Below are 22,354 nucleotides of genomic sequence, written 5' to 3'. Positions count from 1 at the left end.
TAAAAATTCCTGAAATACCTTTTTAGCCGCCTCAATCTTTTATTTTATATTGAAGGGAAAATTTTCCCCTTTAGTATCTGACAGTATTCAAAACGCATCATCCAGTGTGCGAAAAGAAAACACATCTTCAAGTTTTTCTTCCGAAATACCGGTTTTCAGGTGAACGGTTGCCCGTCCTCCGGGAAGGAGGTCAAAATAATTGTCTGAGAAGAAGCCCTTTTCGTTGCCAATTTGCAGGTAAACATTTTTGGCCAGTTTGTCTGTTTTCAGGTGAATGTCGAAACCAGCATCTGTTTTTTCAAAGGTGTACTCTACATTGGGGTGGGGAACATCCAGTTCTTTAAACGGACGGAAGAAGATAATATTCCTGGAAATTATTTTACCGTTTTCTACTAGTTCGGCATAAAAAAGCAGGTTGCGGGTATTTTTTCGGTACAAAAATTCATATCTGTTTTCGTTGAAGTAATCGCCACTTGAGTTGGCCGGGATTTCTACCAGGGAAGCTTTTTCCCAAACTACCTGTCCCTCAAAATCCATTAGTTTGAGGTTAAGCTGTCCGTTTACTTTTTCCAGACGGTCGTTAATAATGCCTACTTTGAATTTCAGGTCGTCAACGTATGGGCTCACCAACACCGGTTCAAAGCCTTTTTTTACATAGTACTGAAGGGCTTTCCATTTTTGGAAGAAGTCAGTAGAACTCCACGAAGCCACCGGCCAGCAATCGTTCAATTGCCAGTAAAGGCTTCCCATACAGAATGGCATGGATCGGCGGTGCCCTTCCAGCCCAAACTTGATCCCTTCTGCCTGCAAAATATGGTTGACATACAGGAATGATTCAAAATTTTTGGGTTGTTTGTACTCCTTCAGCATGTAATATTCGATGGTTCCGTTGCCGATGGAAGACCGCTGGTGCGATTTCATCACATCCGAAAAGATATCAAAGTCTTCGGGCTCCGCATATTCCTGAACTGTAGAAAGTTCGGGAAATGACTGGAACCCGTATTCGCTCATAAAACGGGCCAGATGAGTGGCATAGGTTTCAAACGGTTGTTTGCCCCACCAAACTCCCCAGTAATGTTCATCGCCGTTCACCAAATCGGCCGGGACACCCAGGCCCGACGATGGGCTGGAACCCCAGTAACTGCGCCCCGGATCGTATTTCTCTACCATTTCGGGCAGGATTTTATGAAAGATATCTGTATATGCCTGCCAGATTTTACCGGCATTTTCTTTGTTTTTGGCTTCTTCCTGTTCTTTCCAGCCCCAGCTATACCAGGCCGCCAGAATTTCGTTATTCCCACACCACAGTGCAATACTCGGATGGTTTCGCAGCCGCTTTATATTGTCAATGGCTTCCTGTTTTACATTTTCGAGAAATGCAGTGTCGCCCGGAAACATGGCGCAGGCAAACATAAAATCCTGCCACACCAGAATGCCGTTTTCATCGCACAGGTCGTAAAAAGTGTCGTCTTCGTAAATTCCGCCGCCCCACACGCGCAGCATGTTCATATTCGACTCTTTTGCCGTTTCAATGGTAGTACGGTATTTCTCGGCTGTTACCCGGGGCAAAAATACATCGCCGGGAATAATGTTGGCGCCTTTCATAAAAACCGGATGTCCGTTCAGCTTGAAATAAAACGAGGTGCCTTGTTCGTCTTTTTCGCGCACCAGTTCGAGGGTGCGGATTCCAATTCGGGTTTCTTCGGAAAATGTTCGCTGCCCCGTTTTCAGCTCTCCTGTGATGTTGTAAAGATGTGCTTCTCCCAAACCATTTGTCCACCACAATTGCGGATTTTGTATCTTAAAATCGACCGGATATTTGTTCAGTCCCTTCTCCAGTTGTACTTTTTCGCTGGCAAGGATGGTTCCGTTATTTAAAACCGATAGGGTGGCTTTGCTGCGTTTTTCAGCTTCAATTTCAAAAACTGCGGTGAATGTGGCTTTCTCATTCGATACTTCGTGTTGTACAATTTGCAGGTTTTCGATGCAGGCTTTATCCCAGGCTTTCAGGTAAACCGGCCGCCAAATGCCGCTTGTAACCAGTCGGGGCCCCCAGTCCCATCCAAAATGGTAACCGGCTTTTCGGGTGTAAATACTTACTTTTTTGCCATCTTCCACCTGCCCGATTTTTGCCAGGTCATTGTCCGAAACGGGTATTTCAAACCCCTGTGAATCGTACTTTTTGATACCTTCTTTAATCGGAGAATGAAATACGATACGTAATTCGTTTGCGCCCTTTTTTACTAATTCTTTTACATCAGCCTTCCATTCACGGAACATGTTGTCGGTCTGTAAAATCTGGGTGCCGTTTACAAATACATCAGCATAAGTGTCAAGGCCCTTAAAGTCGAGTTGCACCCTGTCGTATAGCAAAACACTTTCATCTGTTTCAAACGTGGTTTTATATTCCCAGTCAGCTTTGTCAATCCATTGTACATCGTGTTCGTTAAGCCGGTAGAACGGGTTTTCGATTTTTCCGTTTTCCATTAAGTCGGTATGTACCGTTCCCGGTACTTTCGCCGGGAGCCATTCATCTTCACCCACCTGACGGAATGACCAGTTGTTATTTATTTCATGTTGGCTTTGTAGTTGGGGGTTTTTGTTTTTTGTCTGGCACGCCCATAAAAATAGCAGGGCGCTTGTCGTAATAAACAACATGCTAACTTTTGGCGACATTGTCTTTATTTTTTTGTGAAAATACAAAAATCAATTTATCTCCTAAAACCTTCATTTGGGAAATAATATTGTACCGGGGGTATTTAAAATGGATTCGATAGTTCTATAATTCTTCCTCCAGAATGGTACATGCTGTTTTGAGAAACAACGGACATCGGGTGGTAAACACCTCCTCTTCGTGTGCTTCAGAAGCGCCTTCCGGTGTGGAAATGTCAAAGCCGGTAAGCTCCTTGCAGATGAGGGAGCCGTGCTTTTCTTTAAATTTTTCGTTAAAGCGTTGTATCAGCATTTTTGTTCTTGCCTTTGCTTCGGGGTTGGGTGTGGAATGTCCGTGTTTCAATCCAATAACCATGTATGAGCCGGTTACGGCACCACAGGTTTCTGCACAGGCCATGCCTCCGCCGAACCCACTGGCAATTTTTAATGAGGTGGTCTCGTCCAGTCCCAGTTCATCGGCAAATAAACTGAAAACTGTTTGGGCACAATTGAAAGAAGGGAAACGTTTTTCGACTAAAGCTGATTTTTTGTTCATTTTTTGTTTAAAGGTAGGAATTTTTTGAGGATAGAAGACGTAACCAAAAAACCCGGAACTAAAGCCCCGGGTTTTTAAAGTATTATGTATTTTGTTTACTCTCCGCGAACAGCGGCTACTCCCGGCAAGGTTCTTCCTTCCAGGTACTCGAGCAAGGCACCGCCGGCAGTTGAAATGTACGACATGCCATCGGCAAGTTTGAATTTGTTTACACAGGCAACTGAGTCACCACCACCTACCAGTGAGAAAGCACCTTTTTGGGTAGCTTCAACAATGGCATCGCCAATGGCCTTTGAACCTGCTGCAAACTTGTCCATCTCAAATACACCTACCGGGCCGTTCCAAAGAATGGTAGCTGAGTTTTTAATTACTTCCTTGAATTTGGCAATGCTTTCGGGGCCGGCATCCAGTCCTTGCCATCCTTCCGGAATCTGGCTGGCCTGAACAGTCTGGGTGTTGGCGTTTTCACTAAAATCGTCAGCGGCCAAAACATCTGTTGCCATAATCAGGTTCACGCCCTTTTCTTTGGCCAGTTTTTCAATGTTTCTGGCTGTTTCCAAAAAGTCGGGTTCGCAGATAGAGTCACCTACTTCACCGCCGTTGGCTTTTACGAAAGTGTAGGTCATTCCGCCGCCCAGGATCAGGTTGTCGACCTTTCCCAGCAGGTTTTCAATAATTGTAATTTTGCTGGAAACCTTGGCGCCACCCATGATGGCAGTTAGCGGGCGTTTCGGATCTTTTACCACTTTGTCGAGGCTTTTTACTTCGCTTTCAATGAGGTACCCGAACATTTTATCGTTGGGGAAGAACTGGGCGATTACCGCTGTGGAAGCATGCGCACGGTGGGCTGTTCCAAAAGCATCGTTAATCCAGCAGTCACCGTTTTCGGCCAGTTGCTTGGCAAACTCCTCGTTTCCTTTTGTTTCTCCTTCGTGAAAACGCAGGTTTTCGAGCATCAGCACTTCGCCAGGTTTCAGTTCGGAAGCAATCTTTTTCACTTCATCTCCAATACAGTCAGGAGCCAGTTTTACCTCAACGCCCAGCAATTTGCTTAAATGATCTATCAGGTGGCGCATGGAAAATTTGTCTTCCGGTCCGCTTTTGGGCCTGCCGAAATGCGACATGATTACCGGAGATCCTCCGCCTTCCAATACTTTTTTGATGGTAGGAAGCGCAGCCCGTATACGGGTGTCGTCGGTAATTTCAAAATTTTCGTTTAACGGCACGTTAAAATCAACACGTATGAGTGCTTTTTTTCCTGAAAAATTGTAGTCGTGAATTGTTTGCATTTTATTCTTTATTAATGGATTCATTTAAAAATCAACCAAAGATAGAAAATAAATTTCGCAGGAAACGGAGGTGGCATCCTGAAAACTTCAAATTAAAAAATGTTTCACAAATGAAGGGAACTTCTGTCCGATAACCACCCAAAACCATTATTTTTGGGATATGTTTTTCAAAGATGTAGTTGGTCAGGAAAAGATAAAAGACAGGCTCGTCCGTTCGGTTAAGGAGCAACGGATAAGTCATGCTTTGATGTTGGCGGGCCCTGAAGGAACGGGGAAGCTGGCATTGGCTCTCGCATTTGCACAATATGTTTCCTGTAGGAACAGGGGCGAGACAGACTCGTGCGGCGAATGCCCTTCATGCCGTAAATACCAAAAGCTGGCACACCCTGATTTGCATTTTGTTTTTCCGGTATTTCCAACAAAGGAATTTAAAAAGCCCGTTTCCGATGATTTTCTTCCGAAATGGCGGGAAATGGTTAAAAAAACACCCTACTTCACCCTGAGCCAGTGGCTGGGTTTTGTGGAGAATGAAAACGCACAGGGCTTGATTTACGAGCGCGAGAGTGATTCTATTATGCGGAAACTGAACCTGAAATCTTTCGAGTCAGACTATAAGGTGATGATTATCTGGTTGCCGGAAAAAATGCATCAGGCATGTTCCAACAAGTTGTTAAAACTGATCGAGGAACCACCCAGTAAAACCCTTTTTTTGCTGATAACGGAAGATGAAGAGGCCGTTATTTCCACGATCCGATCGAGAGCGCAACGTATCAAGGTACCTTTTGTAGATAATGATTCTTTGCGCCTTGCCCTGAAAGCCAAAGGAGAACTTTCCCCGGAACAGGTGGCTGATGCGGTACGGCTGGCTAACGGAAATTTTATCCGGGCAGTGGAATATCTGAACCCCGATGAAAATACCGGTTATTTTTTTGTAAAGTTTCAGGAAATGATGCGATTTGCCTATAAGCGCGAAGTGTATGAATTAACACAATGGTCTGAAGAAATGGCCCGCCTGGGACGCGATCGCCAGAAAGCTTTTTTTTATCTGGCTTTGCGGCTGGTTCGCGAGTATTTTATTATGAATATGCGAAGACCGGAACTGGTCTACTTAAACGAAGACGAGAAAATGTGGGGTAAAAACTTTGCACCCTATATCAATGAAAGGAATATTATCCCGTTTGCCAAAGAGTTTGAACGGGGGATAAAACATATTTCAATGAACGGAAATCCAAGGATTATTTTCCTTGATACCGCGCTGCGGATGGTGCGTCTGATTAAAAGGTAAAATTCATTTTTGTGGCTGTTTCGCCATTAAATTGCTATTTATCATTATTTTTGTTCATTGCGACGCCAAAAGATTAATATACCTTTTCAGGTTTTAGCATTAAACTGAATTGTTGTTATGGAAAATGCGGATACAGTTGACAGGGGAGTTTGCACATGTAGCTGGGTAAGTTGCGCCAAGTTGCATGCTACCGATTGGTTAAGTGATGTTTCTGATGGTGGGGATGATTTTGGCATTGTTGAAGTTCGATTTAAAAATACCCGCAAAGATTTTTTCCGAAATGTAAACAACTTGAAGCTTGCTTCCGGAGATTTAGTGGCAGTTGAAGCCAATCCCGGCCATGATATTGGTATTGTATCGCTAACCGGAGAGTTGGTGGCCGAACAAATGAAAAAACACAAGGTGACCACTGTAAACGGTGACCTTCGGAAAGTTTACCGCCTGGCACGCCAGATGGATATCGACAAATGGAAAGAGGCCATTTCTCTGGAATATGAAACGATGCTTGAGTCCAGAAAGATTGCGAACGATCTGAATCTGGATATGAAAATTGGTGATGTAGAATACCAGGGGGACGGTACCAAAGCTATATTCTATTATATTGCTGACGGACGTGTCGATTTCAGGGAACTGATTAAAGTGCTTGCCGATACATTTCATATCCGCATTGAGATGAAACAGATTGGCGCCCGCCAGGAAGCCGGACGAATCGGGGGAATTGGTCCTTGCGGAAGAGAGCTTTGCTGCGCATCATGGATTTCCAACTTTGTTTCGGTGACTACAAATGCAGCCCGCTATCAGGAAATTTCCCTTAACCCTCAAAAACTGGCAGGTCAATGCGGTAAATTGAAATGCTGTCTTAACTTTGAAGTGGATTCCTACATTGATGCCCAAAAAGATTTTCCACCCAGCTACATTCCGCTGGAAACGGAATTTGGTACCTACCAGTTTTTTAAATCCGATATTTTTAAAGGAGTATACTGGTATTCCAAAAAAGGAGACGCTCCTTCGGGTCTGGTGGCGTTGCCGGTTAATACTGTGAAAAAAATACTTGCGATGAACCGTGCAGGCAAAAAGCCTGAGAAACTCGTTTCCGAAGAAGTTGATGTTTCGCAAAAAGGAGAAGATACATTCCTGAATATGGTAGGGCAGGATGATATTGATCGTTTCAATAAACCAACGGGAAAACATCGCAAAAAAAAGCGGCGAAAATCCGGTCGGACTTCCAATAAAAGAAACAGCCGGAATATAAAATTGAATAAAGGATGAAGCAGGCTGGAAATCTTTTTATTTTTCTGATTATTTTGCTTACCGGGTTTACATCGTGCGATTCAGGGCGCGTGTTTGATAAATACCTGGAAATTCCCGGAGCTGCCTGGCATAAAGATTCGCTGGTCGTTTTTGATGTTCCGGTAGAAGATACGTTACAGAACCATAATCTGCTCATTCAGATTCGGAATAAAACCAGTTACCCCTACAGTAATTTGTGGCTGTTCGTTGAAATTACCCAGCCCGGGGGAAAGGTTCAACGCGATACGTTCGAAATTGTTTTGGCCGATCCTGCGGGGAGATGGCTTGGCAAGGGATTTGGCGGCGTGAAAACATTGCAGTCGGTTTACAGACGGAATGTGTATTTCCCGATTTCGGGAGAATACAAAATTTCGCTGCAGCAGGGGATGCGGGACGATGTGTTGAAGGGAATTCATGATATAGGATTCAGAGTTGAAAAAGTAGTAGAACGTGGGAAAGAATAAGCTGGCAAAGTTTGAAGAAATGAAGGCCTTTGAACACGTGGTTCAGGCACCGTATAAAACCGTTAAACACCATGATTTCCATTTGAAAGGGAAATGGGCAAATGTCTTTTTTGGAAATGATAATCCACTGGTTGTGGAATTGGGATGCGGAAAAGGCGAATATTCGGTGGAACTTGCCGAAAAATATCCGGACAAGAATTTTTTGGGTGTGGATATTAAGGGAGCCCGGCTTTGGAAAGGCTCCAAAATTGCACTGGAAAAGGAGTTGAAAAATGTAGGTTTTTTGCGTACCAATATTGAAATTATCGACCAGTTTTTTGGGCCGAATGAAGTAGATGAAATCTGGCTCACTTTTCCTGATCCGCAAATGAAGAAATTCCGGAAACGGCTTACCTCCACTGTTTTTCTGAAAAGATACCAACCATTTCTGAAAGAAAATGGAATTATTCACCTGAAGACCGACAGTCGTTTCCAGTATTCGTATACCAGCGCCCTGGTGCATTTGAATGAATTTGATGTTATTGCGGAAACCGATAACCTTTACGAATCGGAAATTCTGGACGATACGTTACGTATCAAAACATTTTATGAGAAGCAGTGGCTGAGCCGGGGAATTAAGATTAAATACCTGGCTTTCCGTTTTGGCGAGAATAAAGGGGACTGGAAGGAACCGGAACATAAATTTGAAAAAGATGATTACCGGAGCTTTGGAAGAAGTGCCAGAGATATGCCTTAGTGATTAAATTGTTACATTCAGATACTCATTCCGGACAGTATAAAAATCTTTTTAATGAGCGATTTTTTCAGCAAGGTTTACGAAGTAGTTAAATTAATACCTCCCGGAAGGGTGACTTCTTACGGCGCGATAGCCAAATACCTGGGGACCACCGGATCGGCACGTATGGTTGGCTGGGCGATGAATGCCGCACACAGTCACTACGAATTCGTACCTGCCCACCGGGTGGTAAACCGGAACGGCCTGCTTACCGGTAAACATCACTTTGATACTCCCGACGCCATGAAAGAATTACTTGAAAATGAAGGAGTAAAAGTGAAAGGGGACAAGATCCTTCATTTTAAAAAGCATTTCTGGGACCCGGCAAAAGAGTTGGAGGGGATTAATTTTATCTTTTTACGTACTGCTTTTCGTAATATTTCTGGTAATCTCCCGAAGTTACATTGTTTAACCACTCCTTATTCTCCAGGTACCAATCGATGGTTTTTTGGATGCCTTCCTCAAATTGTAACGAAGGCTCCCAGCCGAGTTCGTTTTTCAGTTTGGAAGCATCAATAGCGTACCGCAAGTCGTGGCCGGCGCGATCCTTCACAAAGGTGATGAGCTTTTCCGATTCGCCCCCGGGCCTTCCCAGCTTTTCGTCCATTACCCGGCAAATCACCCGGATAAGGTCTATGTTTTTCCATTCGTTAAATCCGCCGATGTTGTATGTTTCGCCTATCCTTCCCTTGTGGAAAATAACATCGATGGCAGCAGCGTGGTCTTCGACCCACAGCCAGTCACGAATATTCTCCCCCTTTCCGTAAACGGGAAGCGGTTTTTTATTTTTGATATTATGAATAAAAAGCGGAATCAACTTCTCAGGGAACTGGTAGGAACCATAATTGTTGGAACAGTTGGAAATAATTGCCGGAAGCCCGAACGTGTCGTGGTATGCCCTGACAAAATGGTCGGAGCTGGCTTTCGATGCCGAGTAGGGGCTGTGCGGATCGTAGCGGGTCTCTTCGGTAAACATCCCTTCTTCTCCCAACGAACCGTAAACTTCGTCGGTGGAAATATGATAGAATTTTTTTTCTGAAATGGTATCTTTCCAGATATGTTTGGCGGCATTTAACAGATTTACCGTTCCTATGACGTTTGTAAAAACAAATTCAGTCGGATTTGAAATCGAACGGTCAACATGCGATTCTGCTGCAAGGTGGATTACCCCGTCAAACTGTTTCTCTTCAAATAATTTCAGAATCGTTTCTCCTTCAATAATATCACCTTTTACAAACTCATAATTGGGTTTGTTTTCAATGTCTTTCAAATTGGCCAGATTTCCGGCGTAAGTCAGTTTGTCGAGATTTACGATTTTGTATTCCGGGTATTTCTCAACAAACAAACGAACAACGTGGGAACCAATAAATCCGGCCCCGCCGGTGATTAGGATTGTTTTCATATTGTATTTTTTCGTGAAATTATAAAATCATTTTTAAAATTAAAGGATTGCGCCTATAGCGGCCCCAAATTTAATAAAGTCTCGTGTTACATCATCCTGCAGATAGTCGCCCGTGACATGAAACAATGGACAAAGAAACACCCGCCCGAACCAGTTGTTCGATTCATGCCTGAATCCAATAACGGGCGAAATATAAAGCTCATTGCTTTGTATGGTTTCATTCATGCGGGTGTTAAACAGTAAAGAGGTTCCCACTCCTGCTTCAAAAAAGAAATCTTTCTGCCCAAAGTTACATGTGAACTGGGTAGGGATATTAAAAGCAGATGTTGAGCTTGCAACCTTGGGAGGCCAACCTAATCCGGCCTGAAAAATAAGTTTGTAACGATAGCCGGTATAAATGGGCCGGCCATAATTCACTGAAGCAACCAGGCCATTTCCTCCTGCCTCCAACGAAAGGTAAGTGGGTGATTTTTGCGCGTAAATAAATGATGGTATCAGAATAAGTATGAAGGAAAACAGTTTTGCCATAGCCCATATTTTCCTTCATAAAACGTACCTGTTGCGGGAATATTATTGAATCCCTCTGATTCGTTTTTCCCAGTTCCAGGCGGAGTGCAGCGTTTCTTCCAGTCCTTCTTCTGCCTTCCAGCCAAGTTCTTCGTTTGCGTAAGTTGTGTCGGCCCAGATTTTTTCTATATCACCAGCGCGGCGATCCACAATTTTATACTGTAGTTTCACCCCTGTCACTTTTTCAAAGCCTTTAACCATTTCCAGTACAGAAACCCCTCTGCCGGTCCCCAGGTTGAAAACTTCGTAGTTTTGTCTGTTTTTTCCATTGAGTAGCCGTTCAATAGCTACAACGTGGGCTTTTGCTAAATCTACCACATTTATATAATCCCGAATTGCCGAACCGTCGGGGGTGTCGTAATCATCACCAAAAACCTTCAGCTCTTCCCGGATACCGGCAGCTGTCTGCGTGATAAATGGTACAAGGTTTTGCGGTATGCCCAGCGGTAATTCGCCAATCAATGCCGACGGATGTGCGCCAATGGGATTGAAATACCGCAGTGCAATTCCCCGCAAATTAGGGTTGGCGGAAATGGTATCGTGCAGGATGTCTTCGTTAACCCGCTTGGTATTTCCGTAAGGTGATTCGGCATCTTTTCGCGGAGTTGTTTCCGTAACGGGCAGCTTTTCGGGTTGGCCGTAAACCGTACAGGATGAGGAAAAAACAATGTTTGGAACATTGTATTTAATCTGGCATTCCATCAGGTTTATCAGCGAAACCAGGTTGTTGCGGTAATAAAGCAATGGCTTTTCAACCGACTCGCCCACCGCTTTGGATGCGGCAAAATGAATGACAGCGTCAATATTCGGATGTTGTTTAAAAAAGTTATCTGTTTTGTCGCGTTCTGCTAAATCGAACTTTTCAAAATGAGGTTTTTTACCGGTAATTTCTTCAATGTTGTCAAGCACTTCAATGCTTGAGTTGGAAAGATTATCCACTACCACTACATCGTATCCCGACTTTTGCAATTCAACTACCGTGTGTGAACCGATGTAACCGGTTCCGCCTGTTACCAAAATTTTCTTACTCATTATTTCTGTTTTCCCGGTAAAATTAAAAATTTATGGGTACATGAAATAACGGACCTGAGAGATTGGCCTGTTTTTGTTAAAAAATAATCCTGGTTTTACGCTTCCACCCCCAGTTTCAGATGGGTCAATTCATCGGTTATTTCAAAATCGTAACCGGGATACTCGTAAATGGGCATTCGTGGTTCGGTTTCCCCCAGCGAATAGCCAAATACCCCTTCATATTCATCGCGGTTTTCCCCCATATCTTCCAGTTGCCGGAGGTATTCTGTAATGGATTTTGATTCGATAATAATCACTTTTCCCATTTCGTCGATAATGGGGCTGTGGTTGCGGGTTCGGTCGTGATCAAATTCCAGGATTCGCCGTCCGTAGCGGGTAATTCCAATCGTACGGAAAGTAAGGCTTTTCCCCACTCCGGGCAGGTTCAGGATGTTGCGATCGGTAGCGAGGAACGGAAGGTTGTTTTCTTTCCGCAGCTTGTCCACATTATCAGCCATATTTTTCGCATCGTGCATCAGTTCCTGTATTTCGTCCATTTCTTTTTCGGGAAGGCGTCCGAGGTATTTCTCTTCCATTTCTTCCTGCACGGCGCGGCCATTCGGAGTAAAATTGGCGCTGTTTTCCTTAAATCCTTTTACAGTGAAGGTGTAATAAGTGAGTATCCCAATGTCATTCAGTACTTTGCGGAGTTTGGCTGTGTGCCCGCGTCGTGAGGCAGGTGCTGTAAGAACCAGTTGGTTTGCCACCGCCCAGCCGGCATTTAGCAACAATTGTACTGCCTTTTGCGCTTCCGGGGTCACTTCCATTGGCGATTCGAAATGAGTTTGAATGACAAATTGTTTTACCCCAATTTTTGACGCCTTCTTTTTAAAATCAGCCAGAATTTGTGCCAGCGCAGGGGTTATACGTTGCGGAAGGTAAACCGGTAACCGGGTCCCAATTCTGATGCGTAAGATTTCAGCATATTTTTCATGCTCCGGTCGGTTTTTATTTTCTTCTTTTTTGAGGACAGCCATCTTGTAAATTTCATCCAGAATATTTTTGAGACTTCTGTCGGAACTCATTAGTGCATCCCCTCCGGTGAGCAGAATATCGCGAAGCTGGGCATCGTCTTTAAAATAGGAGAGCAATTTGGGTAGTCTCTGGTTCCACGATTCGTTGGGTTTCAATTTTTGCAGGTCGAAATTGTAACGCCCACTCTGGAAATCGTACATTCGCTGGCAACTTGCACATAATCCGCCACAGGCCCTGCCAACTGTATCGGGAATAAAAATGGCCACTTCGGGATAACGACGGTGGATATTGTGCGAAGGAAGAATCCAACCCGCAGCATTGGGTTTACCCGGCTGTACCTTGTCTTCTTTCTCCCAGGCCTGAATTTGTCCAAATTCTTCCACCAGCGCCCGGCTGTAAACAATGTAACACCGGATGGCCAAATCACCCCCAACGGCAAATCCCGGAGTTTGAACATTCAGCAGCGAGAGGTAATACGGATTTACAAAAAATGGGATTCCTTTTTCCTCGGCATCATAAAGAATGTCCATTGTGTCAGGGTCAAGCGAGTAGTCGAGAAGTTCGTTTAGCATGTCAGGGGAGCGAACAGCAAACCTGAGATGAAACCGGCTTTCACTCCACCATTCGTTCATCTTAGCTATTTTTTCTTCCTGCGAAAGACCAGGCTCGAAGGAATATCTTTTGCTTTTTATTTCTCCGTTATCAATTTTTTCGGTGAGAATCCCGATAATCCGGTCGCGGTTAACTTTTCGTAATTCCGCAATGTTCGGCTCGATCCCTGACGGATAACGATCCATCCATTCCTGAACCTGTTCCCTGCCGGGGATTTCCGGTTTCAGCTTGCCGTTCAGTTGCCTGAAAAGCTCAAGCATATCCAGAAAAAAATCGGGCTTTGCCCCGCCAATTCCAAAGTTGGTGGCCAGCCACATCATTTTTATGGGGTTGGTAACAGCCATTTCACCGTGAATATTTTGATCCGGGTGAGATTCTCCCGCATGTTTTATGTAGTCAAGCAGTCGGATGGCTGCAAAGTCTTCCCAGTTGAGTTGAAGGTAGAGATCGTGATTGTGATCTTTTCTGAGGTAAAATGCTTCTGCTGCAGGGTTCTTTTTTAGTTTGGGCAAGATCCATTCTTTAATTGCCTCCATTGCCTCTGTTTCATTTTTCGAGCCCCGAAGTATCCGCTCCAAAATAGGATTCTCCTCCAAAATCATCAGAAGAATCCGGCGTGCATGAACATTGATGGCGATTTTATCAAGGCGTATGTTTTTCATAATATTTATTTTGAACAATTAAAGCTTTTGCAGTAAAATACAAAAAAAAACCGTAACGACCAATGACACACGCATCAGGAATATTTTTTTTAAATTCTTTTAACAGGAAGAAAGCCGGAAATAACAATCAATTAATAAATGAAAACGAATGGATAAAAACTTCCCGGATTACTTAAATGAATTATCTTTGCGCTGATTTTTAATGAATTGTAAATGTTCTTCATCTGCCCTTGTTCAGAGGGAATAAAAACAGGGGAGTGGGATTGCAAAGAGGAATCTTGAATGTCAGATTGAAAAATTAAAGAATGACGCATAGAGCTGGTTTTGTTAATATTATAGGAAATCCCAACGTGGGGAAATCCACAGTAATGAATGCCCTGGTGGGCGAGAAGTTGTCAATTATTACAAAAAAGATGCAGACAACCCGTCACCGCATTAAGGGAATTGTGAACGGAGAAGATTTTCAGATTGTTTATTCTGACACACCGGGTATTTTAAAGCCAGGCTACAAGCTTCAGGAATCGATGATGAAGTTTGTGGATACTGCCCTTATTGATGCAGACGTAATTTTGTTTGTGACCGATGTGGTGGAAAAACGGGGTAAAAATCCTGAATACATCGATCGGATACGCAAATCAAATATGCCGGTGATTGTGCTGATCAATAAAATTGATCTGTCGGATCAAAATGAGGTAACCGCATTGTTCGATTATTGGAGCGAAGTATTTCCCGGCGCTACTGTTTTTCCGGTTTCCGCGATGGAAAGATTTAACATTGAACCGGTTTTCGACCGTATTTTGGAGTTGCTGCCCGAGAGTCCGCCTTTTTTTGAAAAAGATTCCCTTACCGATCGCAACGAGCGTTTTTTTATGCAGGAGATTATCCGCGAAAAAATATTGCTGAACTATCAAAAAGAAGTTCCCTACTCAGTGGAGGTCGAAGTGGAGACATTTAAAGAACAAGGAAATCTTATCGATGTGCGTACAGTAATATATGTGGCCCGCGATACGCAGAAAGGGATTATCATCGGGAAAGAGGGAAAGATGCTAAAAAAAGTGGGAACCGAAGCCCGAAGGGATGCAGAGGAGTTTTTTGGAAAGAAAGTATACCTGGAATTGTTTGTGAAAGTGGCCAAAGACTGGCGCAACAAAGAGAATCAGTTGAAAAACTTTGGATACGAAGCTTTTTAGAGCAAAACAGGGAGAATGAGCGCCCTGCTTTTGCACGGTGTAAGAAATATAACAAGATTCAAGGAAATTCATTTTTGAAAAAAATGTGCATTTTTCGAAAATAGATGATCCAAACGAATGTAACCATGTCAAAAGCAGGTTGCTAATTTAAATGAAAAATGAGTAGAATATTAGCCATAGTAGGACGCCCCAATGTGGGTAAATCGACGTTGTTTAACCGGCTTACCGAATCGCGGGAAGCGATTGTGGATGAGGTATCGGGTGTTACCCGTGACCGCAATTACGGAAAGTCTGAATGGAACGGGAAAGTATTTTCGGTTATCGATACCGGTGGGTATGTTGTCAACTCCGGCGATGTATTCGAAGCTGAAATCAACAAACAGGTGCATCTGGCCATCGACGAAGCCGACGTAATTTTGTTTGTAGTTGATGTGGAATTGGGCATTACCGACCTGGACGATGCTGTTGCGGCCATTCTCCGCCGAAGTGGAAAAAAAGTAGTAGTAACTGTGAATAAGGTGGATAATAACCAGCGAATCCCTGATGCGCAGGAGTTTTATGGCCTTGGATTGGGTGAGATTTTCTGTATTTCGTCAATGACCGGAAGCGGCACCGGTGATATGCTCGATCAGGTAATTAATAGTTTTGCAGAAACATCCGGTAGCGATGAGGAGCACGAACTACCCTACCTTTCGGTGGTAGGTCGCCCTAATGTGGGAAAATCTTCATTTATCAATACGCTACTCGGAGAAGAACGCTACATTGTTACTGACATTGCCGGAACAACCCGCGATTCCATTCACACCCGCTACAACAAATTCGGACATGATTTTGTCATTATCGATACTGCCGGACTCCGTAAAAAAGGAAAAGTGCACGACGATATTGAGTTTTATTCAGTGTTGCGTTCGGTGCGTACTATTGAAAGTTCCGATGTGTGCCTGTTGCTCGTTGATGCCACCCGTGGAATGGAAGCGCAGGATGTGAATGTGTTCAACCTGATTGTGCGAAACAAAAAGGGCGTGGTTATTTTAGTTAATAAGTGGGATTTGATTGAAAAAGACGGCTATTCGACCCGGCAGGTGGAAGCTGAAATCCGTGAACGTATTGCCCCGTTTACCGATGTTCCTATTATTTTTATTTCGGCGAAAACCAAACAGCGGGTGCATAAAGCGCTGGATATTGCCATGCAGGTTTTTAAAAACCGGAAAAACCGTATTAAAACTTCTAAGCTGAACGAGGTGTTGCTTGAAGCGGTGGAAACTTATCCGCCACCTTCTGTAAAAGGGAAATACATTAAAATTAAATATGTAACTCAGTTACCTTCCCCTACACCGGCGTTTGCACTTTTTGCCAATTTGCCCCAGTACATTCGTGAACCTTACAAGCGGTATATTGAAAATAAAATCAGGGAAAATTTCGATTTTACAGGTGTGCCCATTCAGGTGTATTTCAGGCAGAAGTAAACTATTCCTTTATTTTACGACTGTACTTTCACCGTGAGTGGAGCTACTTTGAGGATTGTAGCTATCTCATTTCACCCACTTTTTTGTAATTTCGTCAGAAAAGATGAAGTTATGTTTGTTGTTCACGTATTTGTTCATGTAAAAGAAGACCGGATAGAAGATTTTAAACAAGCTACGGTGGAGAATGCCCGCAACAGTTTGAAGGAACCCGGAATTGCCCGGTTCGATTTGGTGCAACAGCAGGACGATCCCACCCGGTTTGTTTTGGTGGAAGTGTACAGGACCCCGGAAGATCCGGCAAAACATAAGGAGACCAAGCATTACCAGCGTTGGCGCGATTCCGTTGCCGGCATGATGGCCGAACCACGCAGTTCAGTGAAGTTTTTTAACGTTTTTCCGGAAGATAAGGGATGGGACTAAATTTTGAATTTGTAACAGCAACGCAAATCGTTTTTGGAACCGGGACGGTAAAAAAAGTTCGGCAGATGCTGGAAGGAATGGGCCGGAATATTTTATTGGTTACCGGGGAAAAAAGGGAGCGTGCAAAACCTTTAGCCGAAAGTTTACTATCGGGAGAATTTGAAGTGAATTACTTTAGCGTGGGTACAGAACCTTCTGCCGGTATCATTTCAGAAGGGGTGAAAATGGCTCGCGAGACCGGTTGCGATGTGGTTGTCGGGTTGGGTGGCGGCAGTGTAATTGACAGTGCCAAGGCCATTGCAGCCCTGGTTCCCAATAAAGGGGAACTGTTGGATTACCTGGAAGTGATTGGAAAAGGGCAAAAGCTGTTGGAAAAACCGCTGCCGTTTATTGCCATTCCAACCACTGCCGGTACAGGTGCCGAGGTCACCAAAAATGCAGTTATCCATTCGCCTGAGCACCGCGTAAAAGTGAGCCTTCGCAGCCCGCTGATGTTTCCGGATGTGGCAGTAGTAGATCCGGAACTCACCGTTTCTATGCCGCCTGAAATTACGGCCACAACCGGAATGGATGCATTGACACACTTGCTTGAAACATTTGTTTCCAACCAGGCAAATCCATTCATCGACACCTTTTGCCGGGAAGGAATGCACCGGGTTGCTGCTTCTTTAAAAAAAGCTTTTGAGAATGGTACAGACTTGAAAGCCCGTGAAGATATGTCGTTTGCCAGCATGTTAGGGGGTATGTCGCTTGCCAATGTAAAACTGGGCGCCGTGCATGGTTTTGCCGGGCCAATGGGAGGGATGTTTCCTGTCCCGCACGGAGCGGTCTGTGCTACATTGCTGCCTGCGGTAATGGAAGTAAACCTCAGAGCTGTTACGCAACAAAACCAACAACAAACATTGGCAAAATACAACGAAGTAGCGCAGATTTTAACGGGCAATCCGGAAGCAGGGGCTACTGACGGAATTCAATGGGCCAGGGAAATGGTTCAGTTCCTTAACATTCCGGCTCTTTCTGCATTCGGACTTTCGGCGGCTGACTTCCCTGTTTTGGTTGAAAAAGCCAAAAAGGCAAGTAGTATGAAAGGAAATCCTGTTGAGCTTAATGATAAATACCTGCTGGAGATACTTGAAAAATCAGTCTGAATACATTTTCAGAATAAAGCGTATCTTTGCAGAAATAAACAAAACGAATATGATTGGGCGATTTTTTCATCTTCCAGGAGCGAAAAAGTTTAATATCAGTCCGAGATTTTATAATCCCGACAAGGAGGAACGTGAAGAAAGAGAACGTAAAATAAAGGAGGAGCTGGGCATTAAGGAGGAAAGAAAAGATAGTGGCCAGCCTTTTCGTCCTAACGTTAAAGGGCAGTTTAGAAGAGCCCAGGAGGGTTTTTCCAAGTCATCGGGAAATGCGCGGAGAGCATCCAATACACGACTTATCGTTCTGATAATAATTTTGACGCTGGTTTTTTATCTGTTTTTTTATTCTGATTTTACGTTTTAGTGAGTGATATTATCCAATTATTACCCGATTCGGTAGCCAACCAGATTGCTGCCGGCGAAGTGATTCAGCGGCCTGCTTCGGTAGTGAAGGAGCTGGTGGAAAATGCGCTGGATGCAGGCGCAAATGAAATTACCATTCATATAAAAGATGCGGGGAAGACCCTCATAAAAATAACTGATAATGGTTGCGGAATGTCGCCAACCGATGCCCGTATGGCATTTGAGCGCCATGCCACCTCAAAGATCAGTTCAGCCAACGACCTGTTTTGTATTCGTACTATGGGCTTCAGGGGCGAAGCAATGGCTTCCATTGCGGCCATTGCCGATGTGGAATTGCGTTCTAAACGAACGGAGGACGAAGTAGGCACGCGGGTTCATATTGTGGGTTCGGAAGTGAAAGCCCAGGAGCCGGTAGCCGGTTCAAACGGGACAACCATTACAGTAAAAAATTTGTTTTTTAATGTGCCGGCCCGTCGAAAATTTCTAAAAACAAACACCACTGAGCTCAGACATATTATAAACGAAATCCATCGCGTAGCATTACCCAATCCGGATATCCGGTTTTCATTTCATCATAATTATTCCTCATTGTATGAGTTGGGGAAAAGTAACCTCCGCCGCCGGATAGTGGATATTTTCGGGAAAAATGTTAATCAGAGTTTAGTGCCGGTGGAGGAGGAAACCAGCATGGTGAATATTACCGGTTATGTGGGCCAGCCGAAGTTTGCAAAAAAAACCATGGGAGAGCAGTTCTTTTTTGTGAACAAGCGTTACATGCGGCATCCCTATTTTCATAAGGCGGTAATGCAGGCTTTTGAGAAACTGCTGCCTGCCGATGCTTTTCCGTCTTATTTCTTGTTTCTGGAAATGGATCCGGCCCATATCGATATTAACGTGCACCCCACAAAAACCGAGATTAAATTTGAAGACGAACGGGCAGTCTGGCAAATCATTTTTGCTGCAGTGCGTGAGTCCCTGGGAAAACACAACGTCGTACCTTCTATCGATTTTGACCAAAACGGCAGTATCGACATTCCTGTTTTGGGAAAGGGAAACAGGGAAATCCGGTACCCGGAAATAAAGGTAAATCCAGAATACAATCCGTTTGAACAAGAGAAAAATGTTTCTTCCGGAGGATGGAATGAGAGTCGTCGGGAAAAGCAGCAGGTGGATCATTGGGAAGACTTATATGGTCCTCCAAAAGAAAAGATACAGCACGAACAACAATCGCAGCTACCTCTTGGAGAACAGGGAGATTACGGTTCTCAGTCTTCTGAAAAATATTCGGGGAAAAAGGTGTTGCAGCTCAAACAACGATTTATTCTTACTCCGGTCAAATCGGGGTTGATGGCAATTGATCAAAAAAGGGCTCACGAACGTATTCTTTTCGAGAAGTTCATGGAGGTGCTTCAGTCGGAGTCAGTGGCCAGTCAGCAGCAATTGTTCCCGCAAACCATTGAGTTGGAATCCGGCGATGCAGAATTGTTGAAGAATATTCTAACCGATTTGCAGGCGTTGGGTTTTGATATTCGGGAGTTTGGAAAAAATACTTTTGTGATAAACGGTACGCCTGGAATGCTGGATGTGGCGTCGCCCGGAATGATTGTGGAAAAGTTGCTGGAAGAATATAAAAATTCGCCGGTTGATGCCCGGGCAAAAGCTAAAGAACAGGTGGCTATTTCGCTGGCCAAAGCTTCGGCAATCGATTACGGAATTGATTTAAAGCAAGAGGAGATCGACCATCTTATCGACAATCTCTTTGCCTGTGCAACGCCCAATTATTCGCCCGAAGGGAAGAAAGTTCTGACCATCATTCCTCTGGAAGACATCGAAAAAACTTTTAATAAATGACAATATGTCGTTATATTGCCGTTTTTAAATAATTGGTCTGGCAATTGCTGGACGGCTGTTTAAATACTTTGTTATGAATTATCGACCTGTAATGAATAATATTCCACCGGTTGTAAAAAACCTCATTATAATTAATGTGCTTTTTTTGCTGGCTACGTGGATTCTTCAAACGAGAAATGTTGATTTGGTAGAGTTTTTCGGGATGCATTATCCGGGCTCCGAAAAGTTCAGGTTGCACCAGATTATTACCCATATGTTTATGCATGGGGGGTTATTTCATCTCTTTTTTAACATGTTTGCCCTTTGGATGTTTGGGCGCGTGCTGGAAAGTGTTTGGGGGTCGCGCCGTTTTATGATTTATTATTTTGTAACCGGCTTGGGAGCGGTGGCTCTGCATATGTTTGTTTCCCACCTTGAAATTTCTGCCATCCAGAATTCCATTGAGGCGTTCAGAAATACTCCATCGCCCGAATTGCTCGATCAGTTTGTGAAAAAAAACCTGCCTAATGCTTCGGTGCAGGTGCGTGATTTTATCAATACGTGGTACGACAACCCGGCCAGTTCGGCCTATGCAGCAGAGGGATTGAGCCTTATGGAACGTATCCTGCGTTTAAAAATGGATATTCCCACCGTAGGGGCTTCAGGTGCCGTATTTGGAGTACTGCTTGCTTTTGGGGTATTATTTCCCAATACCCAATTGATGCTTCTTTTTCCGCCCATTCCTATCAAAGCAAAATATTTTGTTATCGGTTACGGATTAATTGAACTTTACCTTGGCTTTTCGCGACCGGGAAGTAATGTAGCGCATTTTGCCCACCTTGGCGGTATGCTGTTCGGTTACCTGCTTATTAAATACTGGAACAAAACCACAAAGCACTTTTATTGAATGGATATTTGGGCCGACATAAAACGCACATTTAAGGAAGGATCGGTTTTAACCCGGTTAATTTATATTAACCTGGGGGTATTTTTACTGATCAAAATTATCGGTGTCTTTTTTTACCTGGCAGGGCAGCCTTTTCATTTGGTCGAATGGCTTTCTGCTCCATCAGATTTGAATACGTTGGCACACAGGTTTTGGACCCCGGTAACTTACATGTTTTTACATGCTGGTTTTCTGCATCTGCTTTTCAATGTTCTGGGTTTGTATTGGTTTGGTAAACTTTTCCTGTATCATTTTGAAGGAGAGAAGTTGCTCAGTGTATATTTGATGGGTGGACTGGCAGGGGCATTTTTATATGTACTGGCGTTTAATGTTTTCCCGGTTTTTGCTTCCGTTAATGCAATATTGCTGGGAGCCTCGGCTTCTGTTCTTGCTATTTTGGTGGCTGTTGCTGTTTACGATCCGCAACGCGAAATACACCTGTTTTTTATCGGAAGGTTTCCTTTGAAATACGTTGCTGCGTTCTATGTAGTACTTTCAGTTATCGGCATCTCAACCTCTAATCCGGGAGGAAATTTGGCTCACCTTGGCGGAGCAGCGTGGGGATGGTTTTATATTGGACAGCTTCGTAAAGGAAAGGATTGGGGCGCCGGCTTGTCGGCTTTTGTTTATAAAGTTGGAGACTGGTTTAAACCCCGCGACAGGATGAAAGTTACGTTTAAACAACAAGCGCCTCCCCGCGATGATTATGAATATAACAGGCAGCAAAACGTTCAGCAGGAAGAAATTAACCGCATTCTGGATAAAATTGCTCAGTCAGGTTACGAAAGCCTCACCAAAAGAGAAAAAGAAATTTTGTTCAAACAGGGGAAAAAGTGAGAAGTTTCCTGACCAAGGTTGACTTTTACTTCATCACCTAAAATTTTTTCAAAATTCATAACAACAGACTGATTATCCACTTGTTTGGGGCTTTGCCCCAATCCCCACTTCATTTTTCTCCTAGATGAGAAAAACAAAGAAAAAAGAATCATGTCAAAATTAACCTTTGCGTTTTTTCAATGTTTCGAATTGGCCCGACTGACGGAATTTTGACACAGCCCGCATCAGGTATAGCTCACTTATTAAAATCGAAGTTAAGAATTGACAAAGATGGCCATTCCACAAATGAACATTTAGTACATCGGAGCGATGGCCTCGGTCGGTGAGCCGGAAAACAAGTGAGGACGGCGTTAAAAAATTACTGCTGTTTGAGGAGGTACGACGAGTTTCAGTAATTTTAGCTGGGAACACGTAGCTTTTCCGAGTGAAGCGAACGCAGCCTAGACTTTTCTGTTTACTATTTGTGTCATGGTAAAGAGTAAAATCGGTCTGATAAGGCATAAAAATATTGATGGAAAATGTATCTGAAAACAGATTACTCCACCGGATTTTTCGGG

The 22,354-nt window shown here is 43.8% G+C and carries 19 protein-coding genes and 1 pseudogene; 13 read left to right on the top strand and 7 right to left on the bottom strand.

Going from position 1 to position 22,354, the window contains the following annotated elements; genetic code table 11:
- Positions 1-87 precede the first annotated feature (87 nt).
- From D1164_RS06565 to D1164_RS06555, 3 genes are all read right to left on the bottom strand, one after another.
- Complete coding sequence (locus tag D1164_RS06565) at positions 88-2,676, bottom strand: beta-mannosidase (RefSeq protein WP_206610941.1); 2,589 nt, start codon at positions 2,674-2,676, stop codon at positions 88-90.
- A gap of 103 nt (positions 2,677-2,779) precedes the next feature.
- Entirely contained in the window at positions 2,780-3,208 is a 429-nt protein-coding gene (locus D1164_RS06560) for a C-GCAxxG-C-C family protein (RefSeq protein ID WP_119349159.1), read from the bottom strand.
- Between the two features lie 95 nt (positions 3,209-3,303).
- Positions 3,304-4,497, bottom strand: a complete 1,194-nt coding sequence (locus tag D1164_RS06555; protein ID WP_119349158.1) for a phosphoglycerate kinase — start codon at positions 4,495-4,497, stop codon at positions 3,304-3,306.
- Between the two features lie 160 nt (positions 4,498-4,657).
- On the opposite strand from D1164_RS06555, the gene D1164_RS06550 reads away from it, so the two are divergent.
- From D1164_RS06550 to D1164_RS24010, 5 genes and pseudogenes are all read left to right on the top strand, one after another.
- Complete coding sequence (locus D1164_RS06550; protein ID WP_119349157.1) at positions 4,658-5,782, top strand: DNA polymerase III subunit; 1,125 nt, start codon at positions 4,658-4,660, stop codon at positions 5,780-5,782.
- Positions 5,783-5,899: 117 nt separating this feature from the next.
- Entirely contained in the window at positions 5,900-7,051 is a 1,152-nt protein-coding gene (locus D1164_RS06545) for a PSP1 domain-containing protein (RefSeq protein WP_119349156.1), read from the top strand.
- Positions 7,048-7,536: a gliding motility lipoprotein GldH gene (locus D1164_RS06540; protein WP_119349155.1), complete on the top strand. Its 489-nt coding sequence runs from the start codon at positions 7,048-7,050 to the stop codon at positions 7,534-7,536. The genes D1164_RS06545 and D1164_RS06540 overlap by 4 nt, the downstream gene beginning before the upstream one ends.
- Positions 7,523-8,272 (top strand): tRNA (guanosine(46)-N7)-methyltransferase TrmB, encoded by a 750-nt coding sequence (gene trmB / locus D1164_RS06535; protein ID WP_119349154.1) that lies wholly within the window; start codon positions 7,523-7,525, stop codon positions 8,270-8,272. The genes D1164_RS06540 and trmB overlap by 14 nt, the downstream gene beginning before the upstream one ends.
- Positions 8,273-8,326: 54 nt before the next feature.
- A pseudogene (locus D1164_RS24010) lies at positions 8,327-8,572 on the top strand (MGMT family protein); the annotation flags it as partial.
- Positions 8,573-8,660: 88 nt separating this feature from the next.
- Here D1164_RS24010 and rfbB read toward each other — a convergent pair.
- From rfbB to D1164_RS06510, 4 genes are all read right to left on the bottom strand, one after another.
- On the bottom strand, positions 8,661-9,713 hold the full coding sequence (rfbB, locus tag D1164_RS06525; protein WP_119349153.1) for a dTDP-glucose 4,6-dehydratase: 1,053 nt from the start codon (positions 9,711-9,713) through the stop codon (positions 8,661-8,663).
- Positions 9,714-9,752: 39 nt separating this feature from the next.
- Positions 9,753-10,241, bottom strand: a complete 489-nt coding sequence (locus D1164_RS06520; RefSeq protein WP_119349152.1) for a hypothetical protein — start codon at positions 10,239-10,241, stop codon at positions 9,753-9,755.
- Between the two features lie 42 nt (positions 10,242-10,283).
- Positions 10,284-11,312: a UDP-glucose 4-epimerase GalE gene (gene galE, locus D1164_RS06515; RefSeq protein ID WP_119349151.1), complete on the bottom strand. Its 1,029-nt coding sequence runs from the start codon at positions 11,310-11,312 to the stop codon at positions 10,284-10,286.
- 95 nt (positions 11,313-11,407) lie between these two features.
- Entirely contained in the window at positions 11,408-13,600 is a 2,193-nt protein-coding gene (locus D1164_RS06510) for a KamA family radical SAM protein (protein WP_119349150.1), read from the bottom strand.
- Between the two features lie 305 nt (positions 13,601-13,905).
- On the opposite strand from D1164_RS06510, the gene era reads away from it, so the two are divergent.
- The 8 genes from era (at position 13,906) to D1164_RS06470 (ending at position 21,797) form a co-directional block, all read left to right on the top strand.
- On the top strand, positions 13,906-14,790 hold the full coding sequence (gene era / locus D1164_RS06505) for a GTPase Era (RefSeq protein ID WP_119349149.1): 885 nt from the start codon (positions 13,906-13,908) through the stop codon (positions 14,788-14,790).
- A 158-nt stretch (positions 14,791-14,948) separates the two neighbouring features.
- Positions 14,949-16,256 (top strand): ribosome biogenesis GTPase Der, encoded by a 1,308-nt coding sequence (der, locus tag D1164_RS06500; protein ID WP_119349148.1) that lies wholly within the window; start codon positions 14,949-14,951, stop codon positions 16,254-16,256.
- A gap of 111 nt (positions 16,257-16,367) precedes the next feature.
- The gene (locus D1164_RS06495; RefSeq protein ID WP_119349147.1) at positions 16,368-16,676 is read left to right on the top strand and encodes a putative quinol monooxygenase; all 309 of its coding nucleotides are present in this window, start codon (positions 16,368-16,370) and stop codon (positions 16,674-16,676) included.
- A complete protein-coding gene (locus D1164_RS06490; RefSeq protein ID WP_119349146.1) occupies positions 16,667-17,824 on the top strand; it encodes an iron-containing alcohol dehydrogenase in 1,158 nt (385 codons plus the stop codon). Before D1164_RS06495 ends, D1164_RS06490 begins: the two co-directional genes overlap by 10 nt.
- A 49-nt stretch (positions 17,825-17,873) precedes the next feature.
- Positions 17,874-18,185 carry a hypothetical protein gene (locus D1164_RS06485; protein WP_147372071.1) on the top strand — a complete coding sequence of 104 codons (312 nt, stop codon included), beginning with the start codon at positions 17,874-17,876 and terminating at the stop codon, positions 18,183-18,185.
- Entirely contained in the window at positions 18,185-20,035 is a 1,851-nt protein-coding gene (gene mutL / locus D1164_RS06480; protein WP_119349144.1) for a DNA mismatch repair endonuclease MutL, read from the top strand. The genes D1164_RS06485 and mutL overlap by 1 nt, the downstream gene beginning before the upstream one ends.
- A 73-nt stretch (positions 20,036-20,108) precedes the next feature.
- Positions 20,109-20,921, top strand: coding sequence for a rhomboid family intramembrane serine protease (locus tag D1164_RS06475; RefSeq protein ID WP_241558263.1), 813 nt, complete (start codon positions 20,109-20,111; stop codon positions 20,919-20,921).
- Positions 20,922-21,797 carry a rhomboid family protein gene (locus D1164_RS06470; RefSeq protein WP_119349142.1) on the top strand — a complete coding sequence of 292 codons (876 nt, stop codon included), beginning with the start codon at positions 20,922-20,924 and terminating at the stop codon, positions 21,795-21,797.
- The last annotated feature ends 557 nt before the right edge of the window (positions 21,798-22,354 follow it).

It is taken from the genome of Mariniphaga sediminis (genome assembly GCF_003573545.1).
GTDB classification, from domain to species: Bacteria; Bacteroidota; Bacteroidia; order Bacteroidales; family Prolixibacteraceae; genus Mariniphaga; species Mariniphaga sediminis.
Note: the sequence above shows the minus strand (reverse complement) of the source record. Positions and strands in the feature narration are given on the sequence as shown.

What these genes read in the sequence shown, in the direction of transcription:
- D1164_RS06565 (WP_206610941.1), bottom strand. Translation starts at nt 2,676, where the DNA reads ATGTCGCCAAAAGTTAGCATGTTGTTTATTACGACAAGCGCCCTGCTA.
- D1164_RS06560 (WP_119349159.1), bottom strand. Translation starts at nt 3,208, where the DNA reads ATGAACAAAAAATCAGCTTTAGTCGAAAAACGTTTCCCTTCTTTCAAT.
- D1164_RS06555 (WP_119349158.1), bottom strand. Translation starts at nt 4,497, where the DNA reads ATGCAAACAATTCACGACTACAATTTTTCAGGAAAAAAAGCACTCATA.
- D1164_RS06550 (WP_119349157.1), top strand. Translation starts at nt 4,658, where the DNA reads ATGTTTTTCAAAGATGTAGTTGGTCAGGAAAAGATAAAAGACAGGCTC.
- D1164_RS06545 (WP_119349156.1), top strand. Translation starts at nt 5,900, where the DNA reads ATGGAAAATGCGGATACAGTTGACAGGGGAGTTTGCACATGTAGCTGG.
- D1164_RS06540 (WP_119349155.1), top strand. Translation starts at nt 7,048, where the DNA reads ATGAAGCAGGCTGGAAATCTTTTTATTTTTCTGATTATTTTGCTTACC.
- rfbB (WP_119349153.1), bottom strand. Translation starts at nt 9,713, where the DNA reads ATGAAAACAATCCTAATCACCGGCGGGGCCGGATTTATTGGTTCCCAC.
- D1164_RS06520 (WP_119349152.1), bottom strand. Translation starts at nt 10,241, where the DNA reads ATGGCAAAACTGTTTTCCTTCATACTTATTCTGATACCATCATTTATT.
- galE (WP_119349151.1), bottom strand. Translation starts at nt 11,312, where the DNA reads ATGAGTAAGAAAATTTTGGTAACAGGCGGAACCGGTTACATCGGTTCA.
- D1164_RS06510 (WP_119349150.1), bottom strand. Translation starts at nt 13,600, where the DNA reads ATGAAAAACATACGCCTTGATAAAATCGCCATCAATGTTCATGCACGC.
- era (WP_119349149.1), top strand. Translation starts at nt 13,906, where the DNA reads ATGACGCATAGAGCTGGTTTTGTTAATATTATAGGAAATCCCAACGTG.
- der (WP_119349148.1), top strand. Translation starts at nt 14,949, where the DNA reads ATGAGTAGAATATTAGCCATAGTAGGACGCCCCAATGTGGGTAAATCG.
- D1164_RS06495 (WP_119349147.1), top strand. Translation starts at nt 16,368, where the DNA reads ATGTTTGTTGTTCACGTATTTGTTCATGTAAAAGAAGACCGGATAGAA.
- D1164_RS06490 (WP_119349146.1), top strand. Translation starts at nt 16,667, where the DNA reads ATGGGACTAAATTTTGAATTTGTAACAGCAACGCAAATCGTTTTTGGA.
- D1164_RS06485 (WP_147372071.1), top strand. Translation starts at nt 17,874, where the DNA reads ATGATTGGGCGATTTTTTCATCTTCCAGGAGCGAAAAAGTTTAATATC.
- D1164_RS06475 (WP_241558263.1), top strand. Translation starts at nt 20,109, where the DNA reads ATGAATTATCGACCTGTAATGAATAATATTCCACCGGTTGTAAAAAAC.
- D1164_RS06470 (WP_119349142.1), top strand. Translation starts at nt 20,922, where the DNA reads ATGGATATTTGGGCCGACATAAAACGCACATTTAAGGAAGGATCGGTT.